This window comes from Kitasatospora sp. NA04385 (assembly GCF_013364235.1).
Taxonomy (GTDB): Bacteria; Actinomycetota; Actinomycetes; order Streptomycetales; family Streptomycetaceae; genus Kitasatospora.
On record NZ_CP054919.1, the window covers coordinates 3157804 to 3176179 of the forward strand.

General features: G+C 73.0%; 17 protein-coding genes. 5 read left to right on the forward strand and 12 right to left on the reverse strand.

Annotation, left to right across the window (positions count from 1 at the left end):
• The 7 genes from rplC to HUT16_RS13850 all read right to left on the reverse strand — a co-directional run bounded on the left by rplC (position 1) and on the right by HUT16_RS13850 (position 6811).
• A complete protein-coding gene (gene rplC / locus HUT16_RS13820) occupies positions 1–648 on the reverse strand; it encodes a 50S ribosomal protein L3 (RefSeq protein ID WP_014136287.1) in 648 nt (215 codons plus the stop codon).
• Positions 649–662: 14 nt separating this feature from the next.
• The gene (gene rpsJ, locus HUT16_RS13825) at positions 663–971 is read right to left on the reverse strand and encodes a 30S ribosomal protein S10 (protein WP_012785157.1); all 309 of its coding nucleotides are present in this window, start codon (positions 969–971) and stop codon (positions 663–665) included.
• A 526-nt stretch (positions 972–1497) separates the two neighbouring features.
• Positions 1498–2691: an elongation factor Tu gene (gene tuf / locus HUT16_RS13830; protein ID WP_030457430.1), complete on the reverse strand. Its 1194-nt coding sequence runs from the start codon at positions 2689–2691 to the stop codon at positions 1498–1500.
• A 205-nt stretch (positions 2692–2896) separates the two neighbouring features.
• On the reverse strand, positions 2897–5002 hold the full coding sequence (gene fusA / locus HUT16_RS13835; protein ID WP_176188495.1) for an elongation factor G: 2106 nt from the start codon (positions 5000–5002) through the stop codon (positions 2897–2899).
• Positions 5003–5041: 39 nt separating this feature from the next.
• Positions 5042–5512, reverse strand: coding sequence for a 30S ribosomal protein S7 (gene rpsG / locus HUT16_RS13840; RefSeq protein ID WP_030457432.1), 471 nt, complete (start codon positions 5510–5512; stop codon positions 5042–5044).
• Positions 5513–5514: 2 nt separating this feature from the next.
• On the reverse strand, positions 5515–5886 hold the full coding sequence (rpsL, locus tag HUT16_RS13845) for a 30S ribosomal protein S12 (RefSeq protein WP_014144289.1): 372 nt from the start codon (positions 5884–5886) through the stop codon (positions 5515–5517).
• A 331-nt stretch (positions 5887–6217) separates the two neighbouring features.
• Positions 6218–6811 carry a DUF1707 and DUF4190 domain-containing protein gene (locus HUT16_RS13850; protein WP_368662682.1) on the reverse strand — a complete coding sequence of 198 codons (594 nt, stop codon included), beginning with the start codon at positions 6809–6811 and terminating at the stop codon, positions 6218–6220.
• A gap of 303 nt (positions 6812–7114) precedes the next feature.
• On the opposite strand from HUT16_RS13850, the gene HUT16_RS13855 reads away from it, so the two are divergent.
• The 5 genes from HUT16_RS13855 (at position 7115) to HUT16_RS13875 (ending at position 13086) form a co-directional block, all read left to right on the forward strand.
• Positions 7115–7894, forward strand: a complete 780-nt coding sequence (locus HUT16_RS13855) for an ABC transporter ATP-binding protein (protein ID WP_176188496.1) — start codon at positions 7115–7117, stop codon at positions 7892–7894.
• Complete coding sequence (locus HUT16_RS13860; protein ID WP_176188497.1) at positions 7891–9507, forward strand: transporter; 1617 nt, start codon at positions 7891–7893, stop codon at positions 9505–9507. The genes HUT16_RS13855 and HUT16_RS13860 overlap by 4 nt, the downstream gene beginning before the upstream one ends.
• 673 nt (positions 9508–10180) lie before the next feature.
• Positions 10181–10567 carry a hypothetical protein gene (locus HUT16_RS13865; protein ID WP_176188498.1) on the forward strand — a complete coding sequence of 129 codons (387 nt, stop codon included), beginning with the start codon at positions 10181–10183 and terminating at the stop codon, positions 10565–10567.
• A gap of 92 nt (positions 10568–10659) precedes the next feature.
• Positions 10660–11952, forward strand: a complete 1293-nt coding sequence (locus tag HUT16_RS13870) for a DUF2786 domain-containing protein (RefSeq protein ID WP_176188499.1) — start codon at positions 10660–10662, stop codon at positions 11950–11952.
• Positions 11953–11985: 33 nt separating this feature from the next.
• Complete coding sequence (locus tag HUT16_RS13875; RefSeq protein WP_176188500.1) at positions 11986–13086, forward strand: ADP-ribosylglycohydrolase family protein; 1101 nt, start codon at positions 11986–11988, stop codon at positions 13084–13086.
• 67 nt (positions 13087–13153) lie between these two features.
• Here HUT16_RS13875 and HUT16_RS13880 read toward each other — a convergent pair whose 3' ends face one another.
• From HUT16_RS13880 to HUT16_RS13900, 5 genes are all read right to left on the reverse strand, one after another.
• Complete coding sequence (locus HUT16_RS13880) at positions 13154–14149, reverse strand: ADP-ribosylglycohydrolase family protein (RefSeq protein ID WP_176188501.1); 996 nt, start codon at positions 14147–14149, stop codon at positions 13154–13156.
• Between the two features lie 133 nt (positions 14150–14282).
• Positions 14283–15032 carry a Sir2 family NAD-dependent protein deacetylase gene (locus HUT16_RS13885; protein ID WP_176188502.1) on the reverse strand — a complete coding sequence of 250 codons (750 nt, stop codon included), beginning with the start codon at positions 15030–15032 and terminating at the stop codon, positions 14283–14285.
• Between the two features lie 259 nt (positions 15033–15291).
• Positions 15292–16746 (reverse strand): WGR domain-containing protein, encoded by a 1455-nt coding sequence (locus tag HUT16_RS13890; protein WP_176188503.1) that lies wholly within the window; start codon positions 16744–16746, stop codon positions 15292–15294.
• Between the two features lie 101 nt (positions 16747–16847).
• A complete protein-coding gene (locus tag HUT16_RS13895; protein WP_176188504.1) occupies positions 16848–17519 on the reverse strand; it encodes a hypothetical protein in 672 nt (223 codons plus the stop codon).
• Positions 17520–17635: 116 nt separating this feature from the next.
• Positions 17636–18283, reverse strand: coding sequence for a Crp/Fnr family transcriptional regulator (locus tag HUT16_RS13900; protein WP_176188505.1), 648 nt, complete (start codon positions 18281–18283; stop codon positions 17636–17638).
• Between the last annotated feature and the right edge of the window lie 93 nt (positions 18284–18376).

Here is an 18376-nt window from a genome sequence, read left to right on the forward strand (position 1 = left end):
TCACAGCCCCTTCGCCGCGGTGCGGACGAGGACGAGGCCGCCGTTCGGACCCGGGATCGCGCCCTTGATGAGCAGCAGACCCTTCTCCGCGTCGACCGCGTGCACGGTCAGGTTCTGGGTGGTCACGCGCTCGTGACCCATCCGACCCGCCATGCGCATGCCCTTGAACACACGGCCCGGGGTGGCGCAGCCACCGATGGAGCCGGGCGAACGGTGCTTGCGCTGGGTGCCGTGACCGGCGCCGAGGCCCTTGAAGTTGTGACGCTTCATGACACCGGCGAAGCCCTTGCCCTTGGAGGTGCCGGTCACGTCGACCTTGACACCCGCCTCGAACAGCTCGGCGGTGATCTCCTGGCCCAGGGTGTACTCGGACGCGTCCGCGGTACGGAGCTCGACCAGGTGGCGGCGGGGGGTGACACCGGCCTTGGCGAAGTGGCCCTGGAGGGGCTTGTTCACCTTGCGGGGGTCGATCTCGCCGAAGCCGATCTGGACGGCGTCGTAGCCGGCCGGGCTGTCGGCGGTGTGGACCTGGGTCACGACATTCGGCCCGGCCTTGACGACGGTCACCGGGACGACCCGGTTGTTCTCGTCCCAGACCTGGGTCATGCCGAGCTTCTCGCCCAGGATGCCCTTAATCTGCTTAGCCATCTTCGGTGCGCCTCTCAGAGCTTGATCTCGATGTCGACGCCCGCCGGCAGGTCGAGACGCATGAGCGAGTCAACCGTCTTCGGCGTGGGGTCGAGGATGTCGATCAGACGCTTGTGAGTGCGCATCTCGAAGTGCTCGCGCGAGTCCTTGTACTTGTGCGGCGAGCGGATGACGCAGTAAACGTTCTTCTCAGTGGGCAGCGGCACCGGGCCCGCGACCTGCGCACCAGTCCTGATCACCGTCTCGACGATCTTCTTCGCCGAGGAGTCGATGACCTCGTGGTCGTAGGCCTTGAGCCGGATGCGGATCTTCTGTCCCGCCATGGCTACTTCGTAGTCCTTTGTGTCGTACGTCGCTGCACGACTCCCCCTCCGACCCCCGCGCTCGGGCGTGTCGCACTCGCGCTTGCAAAAAACCGGCGAAACGATCTCGTCGGTTTCGAACTGCTGGGTGAGGTGGAGCCGGGCCGGTACCCCGCACACGCTTCCCGGAAGATTCCCGTACTTTCGCCCCGCAGCTGCCGCGGTGTCGCTTACACACCACTGCACCCACACACAGCACGTGGGAGCATGAACGGCCATTCACGGGAACGACGAGTACGTGGGACTCGCTTCCGGTCCTCCCGGCGGGAGGCGCGCAGCATCGGTACTCAACCGAGCAACTCAGACATCCTGCCACAGAACGCGGGCGATACGCCAATCGGGTTCACCCGCTGGGGTGCACGTCACACCGGCTGCGCGGTCGGCAAACCTGCGGGGAGGGGAAATCCCCGGAGAACGCCGAGGGCCCGGCCCACCCCCGCGAGGGAGTGGGCCGGGCCCCGGAGTTGACCGGAGGTCAGATCGGCGATTACTTGACGATCTTGGTGACCTGGCCGGCGCCGACGGTGCGGCCACCCTCACGGATGGCGAACTTCAGGCCCTCCTCCATGGCGACGGGCTGGATCAGCGCGACGGTCATGGCGGTGTTGTCGCCCGGCATGACCATCTCGGTGCCCTCGGGGAGGGTCACGACGCCGGTCACGTCGGTGGTGCGGAAGTAGAACTGCGGGCGGTAGTTGTTGAAGAAGGGGGTGTGACGGCCACCCTCGTCCTTCGACAGGATGTAGGCCTGGGCCTCGAAGTCGGTGTGCGGCGTGACCGAACCCGGCTTGATGATGACCTGGCCGCGCTCGACGTCCTCGCGCTTGATGCCGCGGAGCAGCAGACCGACGTTCTCACCGGCCTGGCCCTCGTCGAGCAGCTTGCGGAACATCTCGATACCGGTGACCGTGGTGGTGGTCTTGGTGGTCTTGATGCCGATGATGTCGACGGTCTCGTTGACCTTGAGGATGCCGCGCTCGATGCGGCCGGTGACGACGGTGCCACGACCGGTGATCGTGAAGACGTCCTCGATCGGCATCAGGAACGGCTGGTCGGTGAGGCGGGCCGGGGTCGGGATGGCCTCGTCGACGGCGTGCATCAGGCCGAGGAGCTTCTCGCCCCACTCCTTGTCGCCCTCGAGCGCCTTCAGCGCCGAGACGCGGACGACCGGCAGGTCGTCGCCCGGGAACTCGTACTCGGAGAGGAGCTCGCGCACCTCGAGCTCGACGAGCTCCAGGATCTCCTCGTCGTCCACCATGTCGGCCTTGTTCAGGGCGACGACGATGTAGGGGACGCCGACCTGGCGGGCCAGGAGGACGTGCTCCTTGGTCTGCGGCATCGGGCCGTCGGTGGCGGCGACGACGAGGATCGCACCGTCCATCTGGGCCGCACCGGTGATCATGTTCTTGATGTAGTCGGCGTGACCCGGGCAGTCGACGTGGGCGTAGTGACGCGCCTCGGTCTGGTACTCGACGTGCGCGATCGAGATGGTGATACCGCGCTGACGCTCCTCCGGGGCCTTGTCGATCTGGTCGAACGGCGTGAAGGGGTTGATGTCCGGGTACGCGTCGTGCAGCACCTTGGTGATGGCCGCGGTCAGCGTGGTCTTACCGTGGTCGATGTGACCGATGGTGCCGATGTTGACGTGGGGCTTCGTCCGCTCGAACTTCGCCTTCGCCACTGCAGTCCTCCTGAGGACAGTTCTGTACGCCGTACGACGTCAGTTGGTCTGGATCGGGTTGTTGGCACGGGGCGCTGGTGTCGCGCCCCGTTGCCGTCCCGCGGGTGGGGGTGCCGGAGGGCTCCCGGGCGGAACCCGGACGGGCAAGCGTCCGGGTGCCCTCCTTCTAGCCTAAAGGGTCTGATTCATCCCGATTACCGGGACGTCACTCGCCCTTGGCCTTGGCGATGATGTCGTCCGCCACGTTCCGCGGAACCTCGGCGTACGAGTCGAACTGCATCGAGTAGCTCGCGCGACCGGAGGTCTTGCTGCGCAGGTCACCGACGTAGCCGAACATCTCGGAGAGCGGCACCAGCGCCTTGACGACGCGGGCACCGTGACGCTCCTCCATGGCCCGGATCTGGCCACGGCGGGAGTTGATGTCGCCGATCACGTCGCCCATGTAGTCCTCGGGGGTGGTGACCTCGACGGCCATCATCGGCTCGAGCAGAGCCGGCGACGCCTTCTTGGCACCTTCCTTGAACGCCATGGAACCGGCGATCTTGAACGCCAGCTCGGACGAGTCGACGTCGTGCGACGCACCGTCGAGCAGGCTGACGCGGACGCCCTGGAGCGGGTAGCCGGCGAGCACGCCGAACTCCATGGCCTCCTGGCAACCGGCGTCGACCGAGGGGATGTACTCCTTCGGAACGCGGCCACCGGTGACCTTGTTCACGAACTCGTAGCCCTCGCCGGACTCCAGCGGCTCGATCGCGATCTGGATCTTCGCGAACTGGCCGGAACCACCGGTCTGCTTCTTGTGCGTGTAGTCGATGCGCTCGACGGCCTTGCGGATCGTCTCGCGGTACGCCACCTGCGGCTTGCCGACGTTGGCCTCGACCTTGAACTCGCGGCGCATGCGGTCGACCAGCACCTCGAGGTGCAGCTCGCCCATGCCGGCGATGATCGTCTGGCCGGTCTCCTCGTCGGTGTTGACCTGGAAGGACGGGTCCTCCTCGGCCAGGCGCTGGATGGCGACACCCAGCTTCTCCTGGTCGCCCTTGGACTTGGGCTCGATCGCGACGCGGATGACCGGGGCCGGGAAGTCCATGGACTCCAGGATGACCGGCTGCTTCTCGTCGGACAGCGTCTCACCGGTGGTGGTCTGCTTGAGGCCCATCACGGCGATGATGTCGCCGGCGCCCACCGAGTCGATCTCCTCACGCTTGTTCGCGTGCATGCGGTAGATCTTGCCGATGCGCTCCTTCTTGCCCTTGACGGAGTTCAGCACCGAGGTGCCGGACTCCAGGCGGCCGGAGTACACGCGGACGAAGGTGAGCTTGCCCAGGTGCGGGTCAGACATGATCTTGAACGCGAGCGCGGCGAGCGGCTCGTCGTCCGAGGCCTGACGGACGATCTTCTCGCCGGGGTTGTTCGGCTTGGTGCCCTCGATGCCCTCGATGTCGAGGGGCGACGGAAGGTACTTCACCACCGCGTCGAGCAGGGGCTGGACGCCCTTGTTCTTGAACGCCGAGCCGCAGAAGATCGGGGTGAAGTCCGAGTTCAGCGTGCCCTTGCGGATCGCCGCGACCAGCAGCTCCTCGGGGATGTCCTCGCCCTCCAGGGCGAGCTCCATCACCTCGTCGCTGACGTTCGAGATGGTGTCGATCAGGGCCTCGCGGTACTCCGCGGCCTGCTCGGCGAGGTCGGCCGGGATGTCGACGACGTCGTACATCTCGCCCTTGGGCGCGTCGGCCGAGTAGACCAGGGCCTTCATCTTCACCAGGTCGACGACGCCGGTGAAGTCGGCCTCGGCACCGATCGGCAGCTGCATGACCAGCGGGGTGGCGCCGAGGCGGTCCACGATGGTCTGCACGCAGAAGAAGAAGTTGGCGCCCGTGCGGTCCAGCTTGTTGATGAAGCAGATGCGCGGGACGCCGTAGCGGTCAGCCTGCCGCCACACGGTCTCGGACTGGGGCTCGACACCGGCGACGCCGTCGAACACCGTCACGCCACCGTCGAGCACGCGCAGCGAGCGCTCCACCTCGACGGTGAAGTCGACGTGGCCCGGGGTGTCGATGATGTTGATGGTGTTGTCGACGCCGTCGAGGGTCCAGTGACAGGTCGTCGCGGCCGACGTGATGGTGATGCCGCGCTCCTGCTCCTGCTCCATCCAGTCCATCGTGGCAGCGCCGTCGTGGACCTCACCGATCTTGTACGAGACACCGGTGTAGAACAGGATCCGCTCGGTGGTGGTGGTCTTGCCCGCGTCGATGTGCGCCATGATCCCGATGTTGCGGACCTTGGCGAGGTCAAGGGAGGTTGCAGCCATGGTGGCTCGTTCTCTCTCTGTCTAGTGACGGGGTTCGGACTACCAGCGGTAGTGCGCGAAGGCCTTGTTGGACTCGGCCATCTTGTGGGTGTCCTCGCGACGCTTCACGGAAGCGCCCAGACCGTTGCTGGCGTCGAGGATCTCGTTGAGCAGACGCTCGGTCATGGTCTTCTCGCGGCGGGCGCGGGAGTAGCCGACCAGCCAGCGCAGCGCCAGGGTGTTGGCGCGGCCCGGACGGACCTCGACCGGCACCTGGTAGGTGGCGCCACCGACGCGGCGGGACTTGACCTCGAGGGTCGGCTTGACGTTCTCCAGGGCGCGCTTGAGCGCGACCACCGGGTCGGCGCCGGTCTTCTCGCGGACGCCCTCGAGGGCGCCGTAGACGATCCGCTCGGCGGTGGAGCGCTTGCCGTGCAGCAGGATCTTGTTGACCAGCGAGGTCACCAGCGGGGAGCCGTAGACCGGGTCGATGATGACCGGGCGCTTCGGGGCGGGGCCCTTACGAGGCATTCTTACTTCTCCTTCTTGGCGCCGTAGCGGCTGCGGGCCTGCTTGCGGTTCTTGACACCCTGGGTGTCGAGCGAGCCGCGGATGATCTTGTAGCGGACACCAGGAAGGTCCTTCACACGGCCACCGCGGACCAGCACGATGGAGTGCTCCTGCAGGTTGTGGCCCTCGCCCGGAATGTAAGCGGTGACCTCGATCCCGCTGGTGAGGCGCACACGGGCGACCTTGCGGAGAGCCGAGTTCGGCTTCTTCGGGGTGGTCGTGTACACACGCGTGCAGACGCCGCGGCGCTGGGGCGAACCCTTCAGTGCGGGCGTCTTGTTCTTCTCGACCTTGTCCTGCCGGCCCTTTCGGACCAGCTGCTGGATCGTAGGCACCGTTTCTCCGTTTTCTGTGTGCCAAGGCTTGGTGGAACTAACCTGCGGTATGGCCCGCACCCTCCGACCCACGCGGTCGGGTGTGTTGGCCTTCTTCGGGGGAAGAATCGCGGAATCCCATGAGCTGCGCTGCGGCTACGGCACGCACCGAGCGGGTGGAGTCTCCGCTGCGGCGGCCGATCTGCGGCACGCACAAGGACCCGGGCACACCCCAGGCACAAGGTCAGAGCGTACCTAGCGCACAGGCGGCGGTCAAAACAAATGGAGCGTGCCCGGCCGGGCACGCCTCCGGGCGCGGCACGGGACCGGGCCCGGACGTCGGGCGGTCGGCTCAGCTCCCCGCCGTGACCGTGAGCAGGAACAGCAGGAGGGTCACCGACAGCCAGCCCATGATCAGACCGAACACCGCCAGGCCGTCCCCGTCCTCCCCGGTGGTGCGCAGCCGGGCCCGGGCCAGGTGGCCGGTGGCCACGGCGGCGGTGCCGGCGAGGCCGAGCGCGGTCAGCCCGGCCGCCCCGGCGACGGCGGCGGCGAAGCCGGACACCGGCAGCGCCAGGCACCCCAGCGTGAGGGAGGCCACCGCCAGGCCGTTGTTGCGGACCGGCGGCGACGGGACGAAGGCCGGCATGGGCATGAAGGTGGGCGGCACCACCGGGACGGGCGCGCCGAACGGCTGCACCATCGGGCCGGACGGCAGGTCGGCCACCAGGGCGGCCAACTGCCCGTAGGTGGCGGCCTGGTGGGCGGCGCCCATCCGCTGCTCGTACTCGGCGGCGGTCAGCCGGCCCTCGGCGAAGGCGGCCCGCAGCACGTCGATGGTGCGTTCGCGGTCGGCGTTGGCGGCCCGCATGGCGGACTGCGGCGTCGACGCCGGCTGCCAGGGCTGCTGCCCGTACGGCGCCGGCGACCCCCATTGACCCGCCACCGCGGTCACCTCCCGTTCCCCGTGTGCGCGTTCGCTCCCAGGATGCAGGACGAACGGAGCGGCCGGGTAGTTGCCGGGGGCGGGAAGGGGGGAGCGCCGAGGGCGGAACGGGGAGCCCCGGGAGGGCCGGTGCACCGCCGAACGGGGGATGTGCGGGTAAAGGAATGATCATAGGGTCGCCTCGGCACACCCTCGGCCGCCGCTCCGCCCCGCAGGAACCCGTCCGGAAACCACCGGCCGGGCGCTCCGGACCGACCGTCCGGACCGGCCCGTCCGGACCGACCCGACAAGGAGAGCACCGCCATGGAGGCGACCACTCCGCCGCCCGCCGTCTCGATCCGCGACCTGTGGAAGCGCTTCGGCGCGCAGACCGCCGTTGCCGGGCTGAGCCTGGACCTGCCCGCCGGTTCGTTCATCGGCCTGGTCGGTCCGAACGGCGCCGGCAAGACCACCACCCTGTCGATGGTCACCGGGCTGCTGCGGCCCGACCTGGGGACGGTGCTGGTGCACGGCGAGAACGTCTGGCGGGACCCGGCCGCGGTCAAGGCCCGGATCGGCATCCTGCCCGAGGGGCTGCGGATGTTCGAGCGGCTCAGCGGGCGCGAACTGCTGCGCTTCAACGGGCGGCTGCGCGGCCTGGCCGGGGCGGAGACCGACCGGCGGGCCGAGGAGCTGCTGGCGGTGCTCGACCTGACCGCCTCCGCCGACAAGCTGGTCGCCGACTACTCCACCGGCATGCGCAAGAAGATCGGCCTGGCCGCCGCGCTGCTGCACAACCCGGACGTGCTGTTCCTGGACGAGCCGTTCGAGGGCGTCGACCCGGTCTCCGCGCAGACCATCCGCGGGGTGCTGACCAGGTACGCCGCCTCCGGCTCGACCGTGGTGTTCTCCAGCCACGTGATGGAGCTGGTGGAGTCGCTGTGCGACTGGGTCGCCGTGGTCAACGCGGGCAGGGTGGTCGCCGCCGGGCCGATCGACGAGGTGCGCGGCGGGACTTCGCTGCACCAGGCGTTCCTCGGGCTGGTCGGCGTCCGCGAGGACGACGGGCAGGCGCTCGACTGGCTGGGCGGGGGCGACCGGTGAGCGCCGCCGCCACCGACGACCGCACCGTCGTCCGGGCCCTGGTCGCGCTCAAGGTCCGACTGCTGCGGAACGGGCTGCGGCGCACCCCCGGGCTGGCCGCCGGGTACGTCGCCGGCCTGGTGATCGGGCTGCTGTTCGGGCTGGGCGGCGCGGTCGGGCTGGCCGTGCTGCACGGCCGGGAGGGCGCGGCCGACGCGGCCGCGGTGCTGGTCACCGGGCTGACCGTGGCCTGGGCGGCGATGCCGCTGTTCTTCTTCTCCAGCGACGAGAGCGCCGACCCGACCCGGCTGACCATGCTGCCGCTGCGGCCGTCCGCGCTGCTGCGCGGCACCCTGCTGGGCGGGCTGGTCGGGCCCGGGCCGCTGATCAACCTGCTGCTGCTGACCGGCGCCGCGGTGGCGGCCGGGCGGGGCGCGGCCTCGGCGGTGGTGGCGGTGGTCGCGGTGCCGCTGGTCCTGTTGACCCTGGTGGCGCTGATCCGGGCGATCGGGGCGGGCAACGCCCGGATGCTGTCCAGTCGGCGCGGCAAGGACTTCGCGATCTTCGGCGGCCTGCTGTTCGCGGTGCTGGTGCAGGCCGGCAACCTCGGCCTGCAGAGCTCGCTGAACGGTTCGGACCGGGGCGTCGACCTGTCGGTGCTGCACCCGTACGCCTCGGTGGTGCGGTGGATCCCGCCGGTGGCGGCGATCGACGCGGTGCGCTCGGCCGGGGAGGGCGCCTACCCGCTCGCCGCCGGGCAGCTGCTGCTGACCGCGGCCCTGCTGGTGCTGCTGCTGCGCTGGTGGCTGCGCAGCCTGCGGGAGCTGATGGTCAGCGGCGACTCCTCGACGCTGCTGGAGTCCTCGCCCGCCGCCTCCGCCCGGGCGGAGGGCCTGTGGCGGCTGCTGCCGGCCGGCCGGGTCGGCACTGTCGCCCAGCGGCACCTGCGCTACGCCTGGCGCGAGCCGCGGGCGAAGGCCGCGGTGTTCACCGGCATCGGCATGACGGCGGTGTTCTCGGTGCTGTCGGTGGTGCAGGGCTGGGGCACGGTGTACGTGATCGCGATCGGCGGGCTGATGCTCGGCCTGCAGGCGGTCAACCTGTTCGGCATGGACGGCTCCGGGTTCTGGATGATCGCCGCCACCCTGGGCAGTCGGCGGGACGCCCGGGACGAACTGCGCGGCCGGGTGCTGGCGGTCCTGCTGTACGCGGTGCCGGTGCTGCTGCTGTTCGGCCCGCCGGTGGCCGCCCTCACCGGCGACTGGGCCGGGCTGGCCCCCGCGCTCGGGCTGTCGCTGGGCGTGCTCGGCACCGCGGTCGGCCTGGGCTGCGTGATCAGCGTGTACGCGCCGTACGCGCTGCCCGCCGACGGCAACCCGATGCGCAACGCGGCGCCCGGGCAGAACGGCGTGGTGATGCTGAACGCGTTCGGCTCGATGGTCGGCGTGGCGGTGCTCTGCCTGCCGGTCGGCGGGCTGCTCGCCTTCCTGCTGCTGGGCCACCACCCGACCTGGCCGGTGCTGCCGTTCGGCCTGCTGTACGGGGCCGCGATGGTGCCGCTGGGCATCCGGGTGGCCGCGGGCCCGCTGGTCGAGCGGACGCCGGAGATCCTCGCCAAGGTGGTCGAGCGGTGAGCGCCGACCGTCCGGTCGCGCCGGAGGACCGCCGCGGGGCGCTGGTCGCCGCGGCGGTCGCCGCGGTGCTGCTGGCCGTGGCGGCCTGGTCGCTGCTGGCCGCGCTGCCCGCCGCCCGGGCCGACCAGCGGGCGTACGCCGCCGCGCGGAACTGCCCCGGCGGCGGGGACTGCGTCCTGGAGACCCCGCTGACCGTGGCCGGCAAGGACCACCGGGGCGGCAAGGGCGAGACCTGGGGGCTGCGGCTGGCCGGCCCGGACGGCACCGTCCGCCGGACCGAACTGCCGGACGGCGACTCGCTGTTCAAGGTCGCGGACGGCTCCGTGGTGACCGCCGAGTCCTGGCGCGGCGACCTGGTCGCGCTCCGGCAGGGCGGGACGCGCCAGGAGCTGGCGGCTTCGCCGTCCGGCTCCCACCGGCTCCCGCTCGGCGTGGGCCTGGCCGCGTCCGCGCTGGCCGCCGGCGCGCTGTGGCACGCGCTCTGGCTCGGCCTGTGGTCCCGGGGCAACCCGCTGCGCCGGCCCTGGCAGCTGCGCACCGCCCGGGAGGCCGCCGTCGCGCTGGCCGCCGCGGGCGGGCTCGCGGCGGTGGTCGACGGGCCCGGCTCCCCGGCCCTGCTGACGCTGGCGGCCTGCGGCGTGCCGGTGCTGCTGGCGGTGGGGTGCGGGCGGCGGTGCTGCGCCGCCGCGACCGCGACCCGCTGGTCGAGGTGCCGGAGCTCGCGCCGCCGGGCCGGGTCTGCGTCCCGGGCCGGGTCTGCGTCCCGGGCCGGGTCAGCGGCCCCGGCGCTCCCCCGCGCGGCGCGGGGCACCTCTTCCTGGTCGCCGACCGCGGGGCGCTCGCCACCACGCCGGACGGGCGGGTGGCGGTGCGCCCCTACCCGGCCGGCCTGGTGGTGGACCGGGTCCGCCGCCCGTTCCGCGGCGACCGGCTGTCCGGCAGCGCCAAGCAGCCGCTGGCCGTCGACTGCCACGAGGCCGGCTCCGGCGCCCCGGTCCTGCTCGTCCTGGACGCGCCGGACGCGCCCGCCCTGCTCGCCGCGCTGCGGGCCGGCGGCTGAGCCCGGCCCCTCGCCGCCCCGGCGGGCGGCCGGGGGTCCGGCATCATGGAGGGCGTTCCCTCCCCCGTTCCCCGCAGGAAGCAGGACGCGCCGTGACCAGCACCGATCAGCCCGTGGACGAGCTGGTGGCGGAGGCGGTGGGCCGGGTGGCGGGGGCGCCGGCCGGGGGGCTGGAGTACGTGGTGGACGGGGCCGCGTCGTCGCTGGCGGCGTCGGCGGAGCGCTGGCCGGCGGTGAGCCGGGCGCTGCTGGGGGTGGCGGAGCGGTCGGTGGCCCGGTGCTGGGCGGCCGGGTGGCAGCCCGCCGACCTGGTGCGGGTGGCCCGGCGGGAGCTGGGGCCGGTGCAGGTCGCGCTGGCGGCGGACCTGATCGCGGCGGAGGGCCGGCGGCACCCGGCGGCGGCGCTGGACCGGCGCTGGCGGGAGCAGCTGCGGGAGCTGGACGCGCACCCGTGGTGGCCGTCCGACGAGGCGTACCTGCCGGAGTTCGCGGCCCGGCACCGGCTGGACCGGTTCGCGCTGGCGACGGCGGCGCTGGAGTTGCTGCGGGTCTGGGCGCTGCTGCCGCCCGTCCAGCCGGTGGGCCCGGCGCCCGGGCAGGCCGCGCCCCGGACGGGGGCGCCGCGCGCGGACGAGCCGCGGATGCTGGGCCGGATCCGGGCGCTGCTGGCGAAGGCCGAGTCGACCGGGTTCCCGGAGGAGGCGGAGGCGCTGACCGCGAAGGCCCAGGAGCTGATGGCCCGGCACTCGATCGACGAGGCGCTGCTCGCGGCGGGCGGCGGCCGGTCGGCGGACGACCCGGCGGCGGTGCGGATCGGCGTGGACAACCCGTACGAGGGCCCGAAGACGATGCTGCTGGACGCGGTGGCGGCGGCGAACCGGTGCCGGGTGGTGTGGGCGAAGGAGTTCGGGTTCTGCACGGTGGTCGGCTTCGACGCCGACCTGGACGCGGTCGAGCTGCTGTACACCTCGCTGCTGGTGCAGGCGACGGCGGCGATGCACCGGGCGGGCAGCCGCAAGCACAAGGACGGCGCGGCCCGCACCAAGGCGTTCCGGCAGTCCTTCCTGGTGGCGTACGCGGCGCGGATCCGGGAGCGGCTGGCCGGGGCCACCGAGCGGGCCACCGAACGGGCCGCCGAGGAGGCCGCGGCGGGGCGTACGAACGGCACCGGCCCGGACGGGGATCCGCTGCCGGCCGTCCCCGCCGGCGGCCTGCTGCCCGTACTGGCGGCCCGGGCGGAGGCCGTCGAGGACGCTGTGAGAGAAATGTTCCCCAGACTCGTCTCGCAGCGGGTGCGGGTGAGTGACGGCGAGGGCTGGGCCGAGGGCCGGGCCGCCGCCGACCGGGCCTCCCTGCACCGCGGTTCGGGGCGCATCGAACGCTGACGCACCGTCGGCGCACCACAGAGGGGGACACCGGTGGACTTCGCACAACGCGTGCGCGGCTCGCTGCTCGGCGGGGCCCTGGGCGACGCCCTGGGCTGGCCGGTCGAGTTCCAGCGCCTGGAGCAGATCCGCGCCGGGTACGGCCCGGCCGGCCTGACCGACCTGGCGGACGCCGGGCGCGGCGGCCAGGTCACCGACGACACCCAGATGACGCTGTTCACCGCGGAGGGCCTGCTGCGCGGCGGCCGCCCGGAGGACCTGCACGCCGCGTACCGGCGCTGGTTCCTCACCCAGCGGCTGCCCGGGCCCGGCCCGAACCCGGACGGCTGGCTGGCCGCCCAGGAGTTCCTGTACGCGTCGCGGGCCCCGGGCAACGCCTGCACCACCGGGATCGCCACCGACTACCGGCCCGCCGCCCCGTTCGGCCAGGACGGCCCGGTGAACCCGGCCTCCAAGGGCTGCGGGACGGTGATGCGCTCGGCGCCGTTCGGCCTGGTCGGGCCGGACCCGGAGCAGGCCTTCCAACGGGCCGCCGTGGCCGCGCAGTTGACCCACGGCCACCCCACCGGCTACCTCGCCGCCGGTGCGTTCGCGGCCCTGGTCGCCTACCTCGCGGCCGGGGTGCCGCTGCGGCCCGCGGTGGACGCGGTGCTCGCCCGGCTCGACGCGCAGCACTGGGGCCAGGAGACCGGCGACGCCCTGCGCCGGGCGGTGCGGATCGCCGCGGAGGGCCCGGGCAGCGCGGAGGCGGTGGAGCGGGTCGGCCTCGGCTGGATCGCCGAGGAGTGCCTGGCCATCGCCGTCTACGCGGCCCTGGTCGGTGCGGACGCCCGCGCGGCCCTGGTGCTGGCGGTGAACCACTCCGGCGACAGCGACTCCACCGGCGCGGTGTGCGGCAACCTGGTGGGCGCGGTGTACGGCCTGTCCGGCCTGCCCGCCGACTGGTGCGCGCTGGTGGAGGGCCGCGAGGTCGTCCTCCAGGTCGCCGACGACCTGGTCACCGCCCGCACCCCGGGCGACCGCACGGCCCTGGCCGCCCGCTACCCCCTGCCCCGCGCCACGGCCGTCCCCGGCCCCGCCGCACCCCCGTCACCGGCCCCCGTCACCGCCAGCCCGTGCCACCGCGAGCCCTGAGCCCCTGGAAACGCGTCTTTGCGTCCCTGGGAGCGCATCCCGGGCCGCTGCTCCCGCCGCTGTCGGCTCAGTCCCAGAGCGCGCCGAACGCCAGCAGCTCCTCGCGGTACTCGATGCGCTCCGTCCACTCCCGCGGCCAGGCGTCCGCGCCGTGCCGGGCGCCGGCGAACGCGCCGGCCAGGCAGGCCAGGGAGTCGGAGTCGCCGGAGGAGACCGCGGCGCGGCGGACGGCGGCGACCGGGTCGTCGGGGAACAGCAGGAAGCACAGCAGGGCGCTGGCGAAGGCCTCCTCGGCGACCCAGCCCGCGCCGGTGCGCTCGCAGGGGTCGGCTTCGGGGTCGGCGGCGGCGAGCGCGGCGTCGAGCCGGTCGAGGGCGCGCAGGCTCTCGTCCCAACCGCGGGCGATGAACTCCTCCGGGGAGCCGAAGTGGTCCCGGGAGGCGAGGTCGCCGAGCCAGAACTCGTCGTAGCGGGTGCGCTGTTCGTGCGCGTGGGCGCGCAGCCGGGCCGGGAGTCCGGCCGGGTCGGCGCCCTGGGCGAGCCAGCGGACGGTGAACGCGGTGAGTTCGCTGGCGGCGAGCGCGGTGGGGTGGCCGTGGGTGAGGCCGGACTGCAGCTGGGCGGCGCCGGCCACCTGGCGGTCGGTCAACTCGCGGACCAGGCCGAGCGGGGCGACCCGCATGTTCGCGCCGCAGCCCTTGGAGCCGAGGTCGCTGGCGTCCTGCCAGGGCCGGCCGGTGGAGAGCCGGAAGCAGGAGCGCAGGCAGGTCATGCCGGGGGCCCGGTCGTTGTCCGGGGAGCGCCACCAGTCGACGAACTCCGCGCGCAGCGGCGCTTCGAGGCGCGGCGGGACGAGCGGCCCCTCGGCGAGGGCGTCGCGCAGGGCGCGGGCGAGCGCGAGCGTCATCTGGGTGTCGTCGGTGACCTGGGCCTTCCCGGGCAGCGGAAGCTGTCGCCAGTCGGGGCTGAGCAGCCCGATCTCGTGGAGGTTCAGGAACTCGGTGGGCTTGCCGAGGGCGTCCCCGATGGCCAGGCCCAGCAGTGCTCCGGTCGCCCGCCGCATTCCGTGCTCCTCTCCTCGGGCCCCGGCCGGGGCGCCGCTCGAGTCCGTACCGTAGCGCCCGGGCGTCCGCCGGGGCACCCGTCCGCCGGGGCGTCTGTCCGCCGGGGCATCCGTCCGCCCGGGCGTGCGGCGGTCAGGTGCCGGACAGGTCGCCGTCCACCAGTCGGGCCACCAGTTCCGGGAGCGCCTGCGAGATCGGCGTCCGGACCACCTCGTGCGCGGCCTCGTCCCACGGCGTGGGCTCGCCGTTGACGATGATCAGCCGGGCGCCGTGCTCCAGCGCGATCTTCGGCAGCAGCGCCGCCGGGTGGACCTGCAGCGAGCTGCCGACCGCCAGGAACACCTGGCAGTTCCTGGCGATCGCGTCCGCCTGCTGGAGCACCGTCTCGTCCAGCGCCTCGCCGAACATCACGGTGCGCGGCCGCAGCACGCCGCCGCACCGCTCGCAGGCCGGGTCGTCCTCGCCCGCGGCGACCCGGTCCAGCGCCACCGCCATCGGGTCGGTGGCCCGGCAGTCCGCGCACTGCACCTCGGTGGCCGTCCCGTGCAGTTCGACCACCTTGCGCGCCGGGAGGCCGGCCGCCTGGTGCAGCCCGTCCACGTTCTGGGTGAGCACCCGCACCGGCACGCCGGACCGCTCCAGCTCCACCAGCGCCCGGTGGCCCGCGTTCGGCACGGCGCCGATCGCGCCCGCGTCCCGCCGCATCAGCCAGGCCCGGCGACGCACCTCGCCACTGGCCAGGTACGGCCCGATCGTCACCAGCTCCTGCGCACTCGGGTCCCGCTGCCAGAGCCCCCGCGGACCCCGGTAGTCGGGAATCCCCGAATCGGTGGAGATCCCCGCCCCCGTCAACACCGCCACCAGCGGCCGCTTCCCAGTCATGCCCCGGAGAGTACGGTCCGCCCTCCACACCCGGCCACCGGTTAACCCGCCCCCGACGCTCCCGGCCCCCTGGTGCGCGTGCCCTTCCCGAGGTCTCCGAGCCTGCCGGGCCGGTGCGAGCCGGGCGTCCCTCCCGGGGAGGACGGGGGCGGCTACTCCCCCGCTACCGCCACCACGGCGGCAGCGACCCGGCCGGCGCCACCGGCATCCCGTTCACCACCCGGGGCCGGGCCCGCCCCCCGCCACGGACGTCGGGACGTCACAGCAGCCGCTTGATCTCTCCCCGCGCCCGGTAGAACCCGCCGGACTCGGACCGGCGCACCTCGGCCACCAGGTACCTGGCCCCGGCGACCCGGACGTCCTTCGGGAACTGCACCCGCAGCGCGGCATCGTAGCCGGGCGTCACCACCCGCACCCGCAGCCGGCCGCCCTCGGCCACGCACTCCACCTCGACGCCGGACCCGGAGGCCGCCGCGCCGACGCTGACGGTCTCCAGCTCGGCGCCCGCCACCACCCGCTCGACGCCCGCGCCGCTCACCTCGGCGGTGGCCGGCAGGGTGCCCTGCTCGGCGGCCTGCACGGCGCCCTGGGAGGCGTCCAGGCAGGCCAGCGAGCCGTCGGTGGTGACCAGGTACAGCCGCCCGTCGCGGTACTGCATGCTGTACGCCGAGCCGCAGCCGGTGCCCAGCTTCCACAGCCGGGTGCCGTCGGCGGCGAAGCAGTAGACGGACGAGTGGTTGTCGCCCGCGAACACGAACTCCCCGTCGGGGGAGGCCGCGCAGGAGAACACCGAGGCGTCGCACTTGTACGCGGCGACCTCCGAGCCGTCGGCCTTGCGCAGCCGGTGCACCCAGCCCTGCGAGGTGCCGGCGAACACCTCGTCCCGCTCCTGCCAGCCGAACAGCACCGCGCCCTTGGTGCGGGTGTGCCACTGCTGGTCGCCGCCGCGCTTGGCGTACCGGGCCACGCCCGCCGACCAGCCGTGGTAGACCGACTCGGCGTCGCAGCGCACCATCCAGCCGGAGGAGCCCTGGGCGCTGCGCCGCCACTGGAACTCGTCCTCGTGGTCGACGGTGGTCAGCCCGCCGCGCTCGTCGGCGACGCCGAGCACGCCGTCGTGGATGTCCAACCAGTAGATGTCCACGTCCTGGGCGATCTCGTACGCCACCCGCGGCACCTTCCCGCCGAGGTCGTACACCTTGCCGTCGTCGCAGCCCGCGTAGATCCACCAGTCGTCGGCGACGATGCACTTGACGCCGTCGGGCAGCCCGAACCGGCCGGTGACCTGCCCGTCGGTGGTCAGCGTGTAGACGTCGCCCTTCTCGTTGCCGACCCAGGCGTGCTCCTCGCCGACGTACACCCCGAACGCGGGCGAGCCGGAGCGGAAGCGCCACAGCAGCGGCGCCTGGCGGGCGGTGGAGCGGGTCGAGGTGATCTGCCGGCGGGTCACCGAGCGGCGCTGGCGCACGCCCCGGACGGCCGGGGCGTAGCCCTTGCGGACCTTCTCGCCGATCTTCTTGGCGGCCTGCGCGGCGGCCTTCTCGGCGCTGGCGCACACCGTGGTCTTGGTGGTGCCCGGCTCGCCGATCCGGCCGTAGCGGATGGTCAACTCGGCTTCCTTGACCGTGACTTCGTAGAACTTGTGGGCACTCCCCTCGTCCTCGGAGAGTTCCAGGTAGGTCACCTGCGGGTCCGCGGAAACGGTGGCAGACATGGCCGACGCCCCTTTCGGGCACAGAGTTCTGGGGGTGCCGGCGGGGCCCTCGCCACCTGCCGACACCGCTCAATCTACGGCGTGGCACCGACAGTTGGCGATCAGCCGGTGCCGACCTTCACCCCGCCGGTGCCCGCCCGGGCGATCAGCGCGTGCGCGGCCCCGGCCTGCGAGGGCACGCTCACCTCGGTGCCGCCCGTCGCGGCGTGCGCGTCCACCGCGTACGCCTCCCCGGCGGGCACGGTCAGCTCCACCCCGCCGGTCTCGGTGCGCAGCTCCGCCCGGGCCGGCGCCGCCTCGAACCGGGCGCTCACGCCGCCGGTCTCGGCCCGCAGCGTGACGTTGGCGCTGCGCAGCCCGGTCGCCTCCACGCCGCCGGTGACCGCCTCCGCCGTGACGTCCCCGCTCAGGCCGCGCACCCGGATGCCACCGGTGGTCTCCTTCAGCCGCAGCACCGTCCCGGCGGGCACCCGCACCTGGTAGCCGACCCCGCACCGCGCGCAGGAGTACTCCAGCTTCAGCACCCCGTCGGCGAGCACGTGGACGGCCTGCGGCTCCCGCTCCTGCCAGCTGCGCTTCTCCACCACCCGGACCGGCCCGTCCCCCGCCGTCACCTCGATCCCGCCGACCTCCCCCGTCACCCGCAGCTCGGTGACCTGCCCCGGCACCTCGTACGACACGGTCTTCCGCTGCTCGTCGTCCCACGGCCCGCATCCGGCCGTCCCCGCCACCAGCAGCCCCACGACGGCCGCCGCCCCCATCAACCGCTTCACCGCGGCCTCCTCTCGACACCCCCCACTCTCCCGGCCCCGCTCCCCCACCGCCTCCCTCCCGAGGGCGGTTCCCCACCCTCCGCCCCGGGAGGGATCCCCCTAGGGGGCTCCCCCGCTCAGCCCCTCCGCGCCCGGGCCTCCAGGCCGAGGACGTCCAGGACGGTGATCAGGCCGCGCCCGTCCCGCCTCAGGCAGTCCCGTTCCTCGAACTCCTGCAGCGTTCGAAACACCGATTCGCGTGACGCGCCGACCGCCTCCGCCACTTCCTGCTGGGTGAGATCGACGACCCCGCCCGAGGCCGACCCGGATCGCGCGTCCCGACTCACGTACCGCGCCAAGAAGGCCGCGGTGCGAGCACCGACGGACAGCGCCCCCAGGTCCACCCTGCCCCGGTCGGCCTCCCGCAGCCGGACACTCATGCTCCGCAGCACCGATTCGGCGAAGCCGGGGTGCTCACGCATCAGTTGCGCGAACGCCCTGGCCGCGAGGAACGTCCCGGTCCCGCCCCGGGTCACCACCGCCGTCGCCGAGCGCGGCCCGCCGTCCACGCACGACTGCTCGCCGATCAGCTCCCCGGAGCCCCTCCAGGCCAGGACACCGGTCCGGCCGTTGGCCGCGCTGCTGGCGATCTTCACCAAGCCCGTGCCGATGAGGAACACCCCGTCCGGCGCGCTCTGCTCCCGGATCAGCACCTGCCCGGGCCGCCATGACGTCGGCGTTCCCGCTCCTCGGATCAATCCGGCATAGCTCGTCAATTCGCCCATTCCACCCGACCTCGTCTGCCTGGATGCGGAAATTCCCCTTCGGTCTGCGTCATTTGACGCAGACCGAAGGGCCCGGCCCCTGATATCAAAATC

Coding starts and splice junctions, on each gene's coding strand:
- rplC (WP_014136287.1), bottom strand. CDS start 648: ATGGCTAAGCAGATTAAGGGCATCCTGGGCGAGAAGCTCGGCATGACC.
- rpsJ (WP_012785157.1), bottom strand. CDS start 971: ATGGCGGGACAGAAGATCCGCATCCGGCTCAAGGCCTACGACCACGAG.
- fusA (WP_176188495.1), bottom strand. CDS start 5,002: ATGGCTGCAACCTCCCTTGACCTCGCCAAGGTCCGCAACATCGGGATC.
- rpsG (WP_030457432.1), bottom strand. CDS start 5,512: ATGCCTCGTAAGGGCCCCGCCCCGAAGCGCCCGGTCATCATCGACCCG.
- HUT16_RS13855 (WP_176188496.1), top strand. CDS start 7,115: ATGGAGGCGACCACTCCGCCGCCCGCCGTCTCGATCCGCGACCTGTGG.
- HUT16_RS13880 (WP_176188501.1), bottom strand. CDS start 14,149: ATGCGGCGGGCGACCGGAGCACTGCTGGGCCTGGCCATCGGGGACGCC.
- HUT16_RS13885 (WP_176188502.1), bottom strand. CDS start 15,032: ATGACTGGGAAGCGGCCGCTGGTGGCGGTGTTGACGGGGGCGGGGATC.
- HUT16_RS13890 (WP_176188503.1), bottom strand. CDS start 16,746: ATGTCTGCCACCGTTTCCGCGGACCCGCAGGTGACCTACCTGGAACTC.
- HUT16_RS13900 (WP_176188505.1), bottom strand. CDS start 18,283: ATGGGCGAATTGACGAGCTATGCCGGATTGATCCGAGGAGCGGGAACG.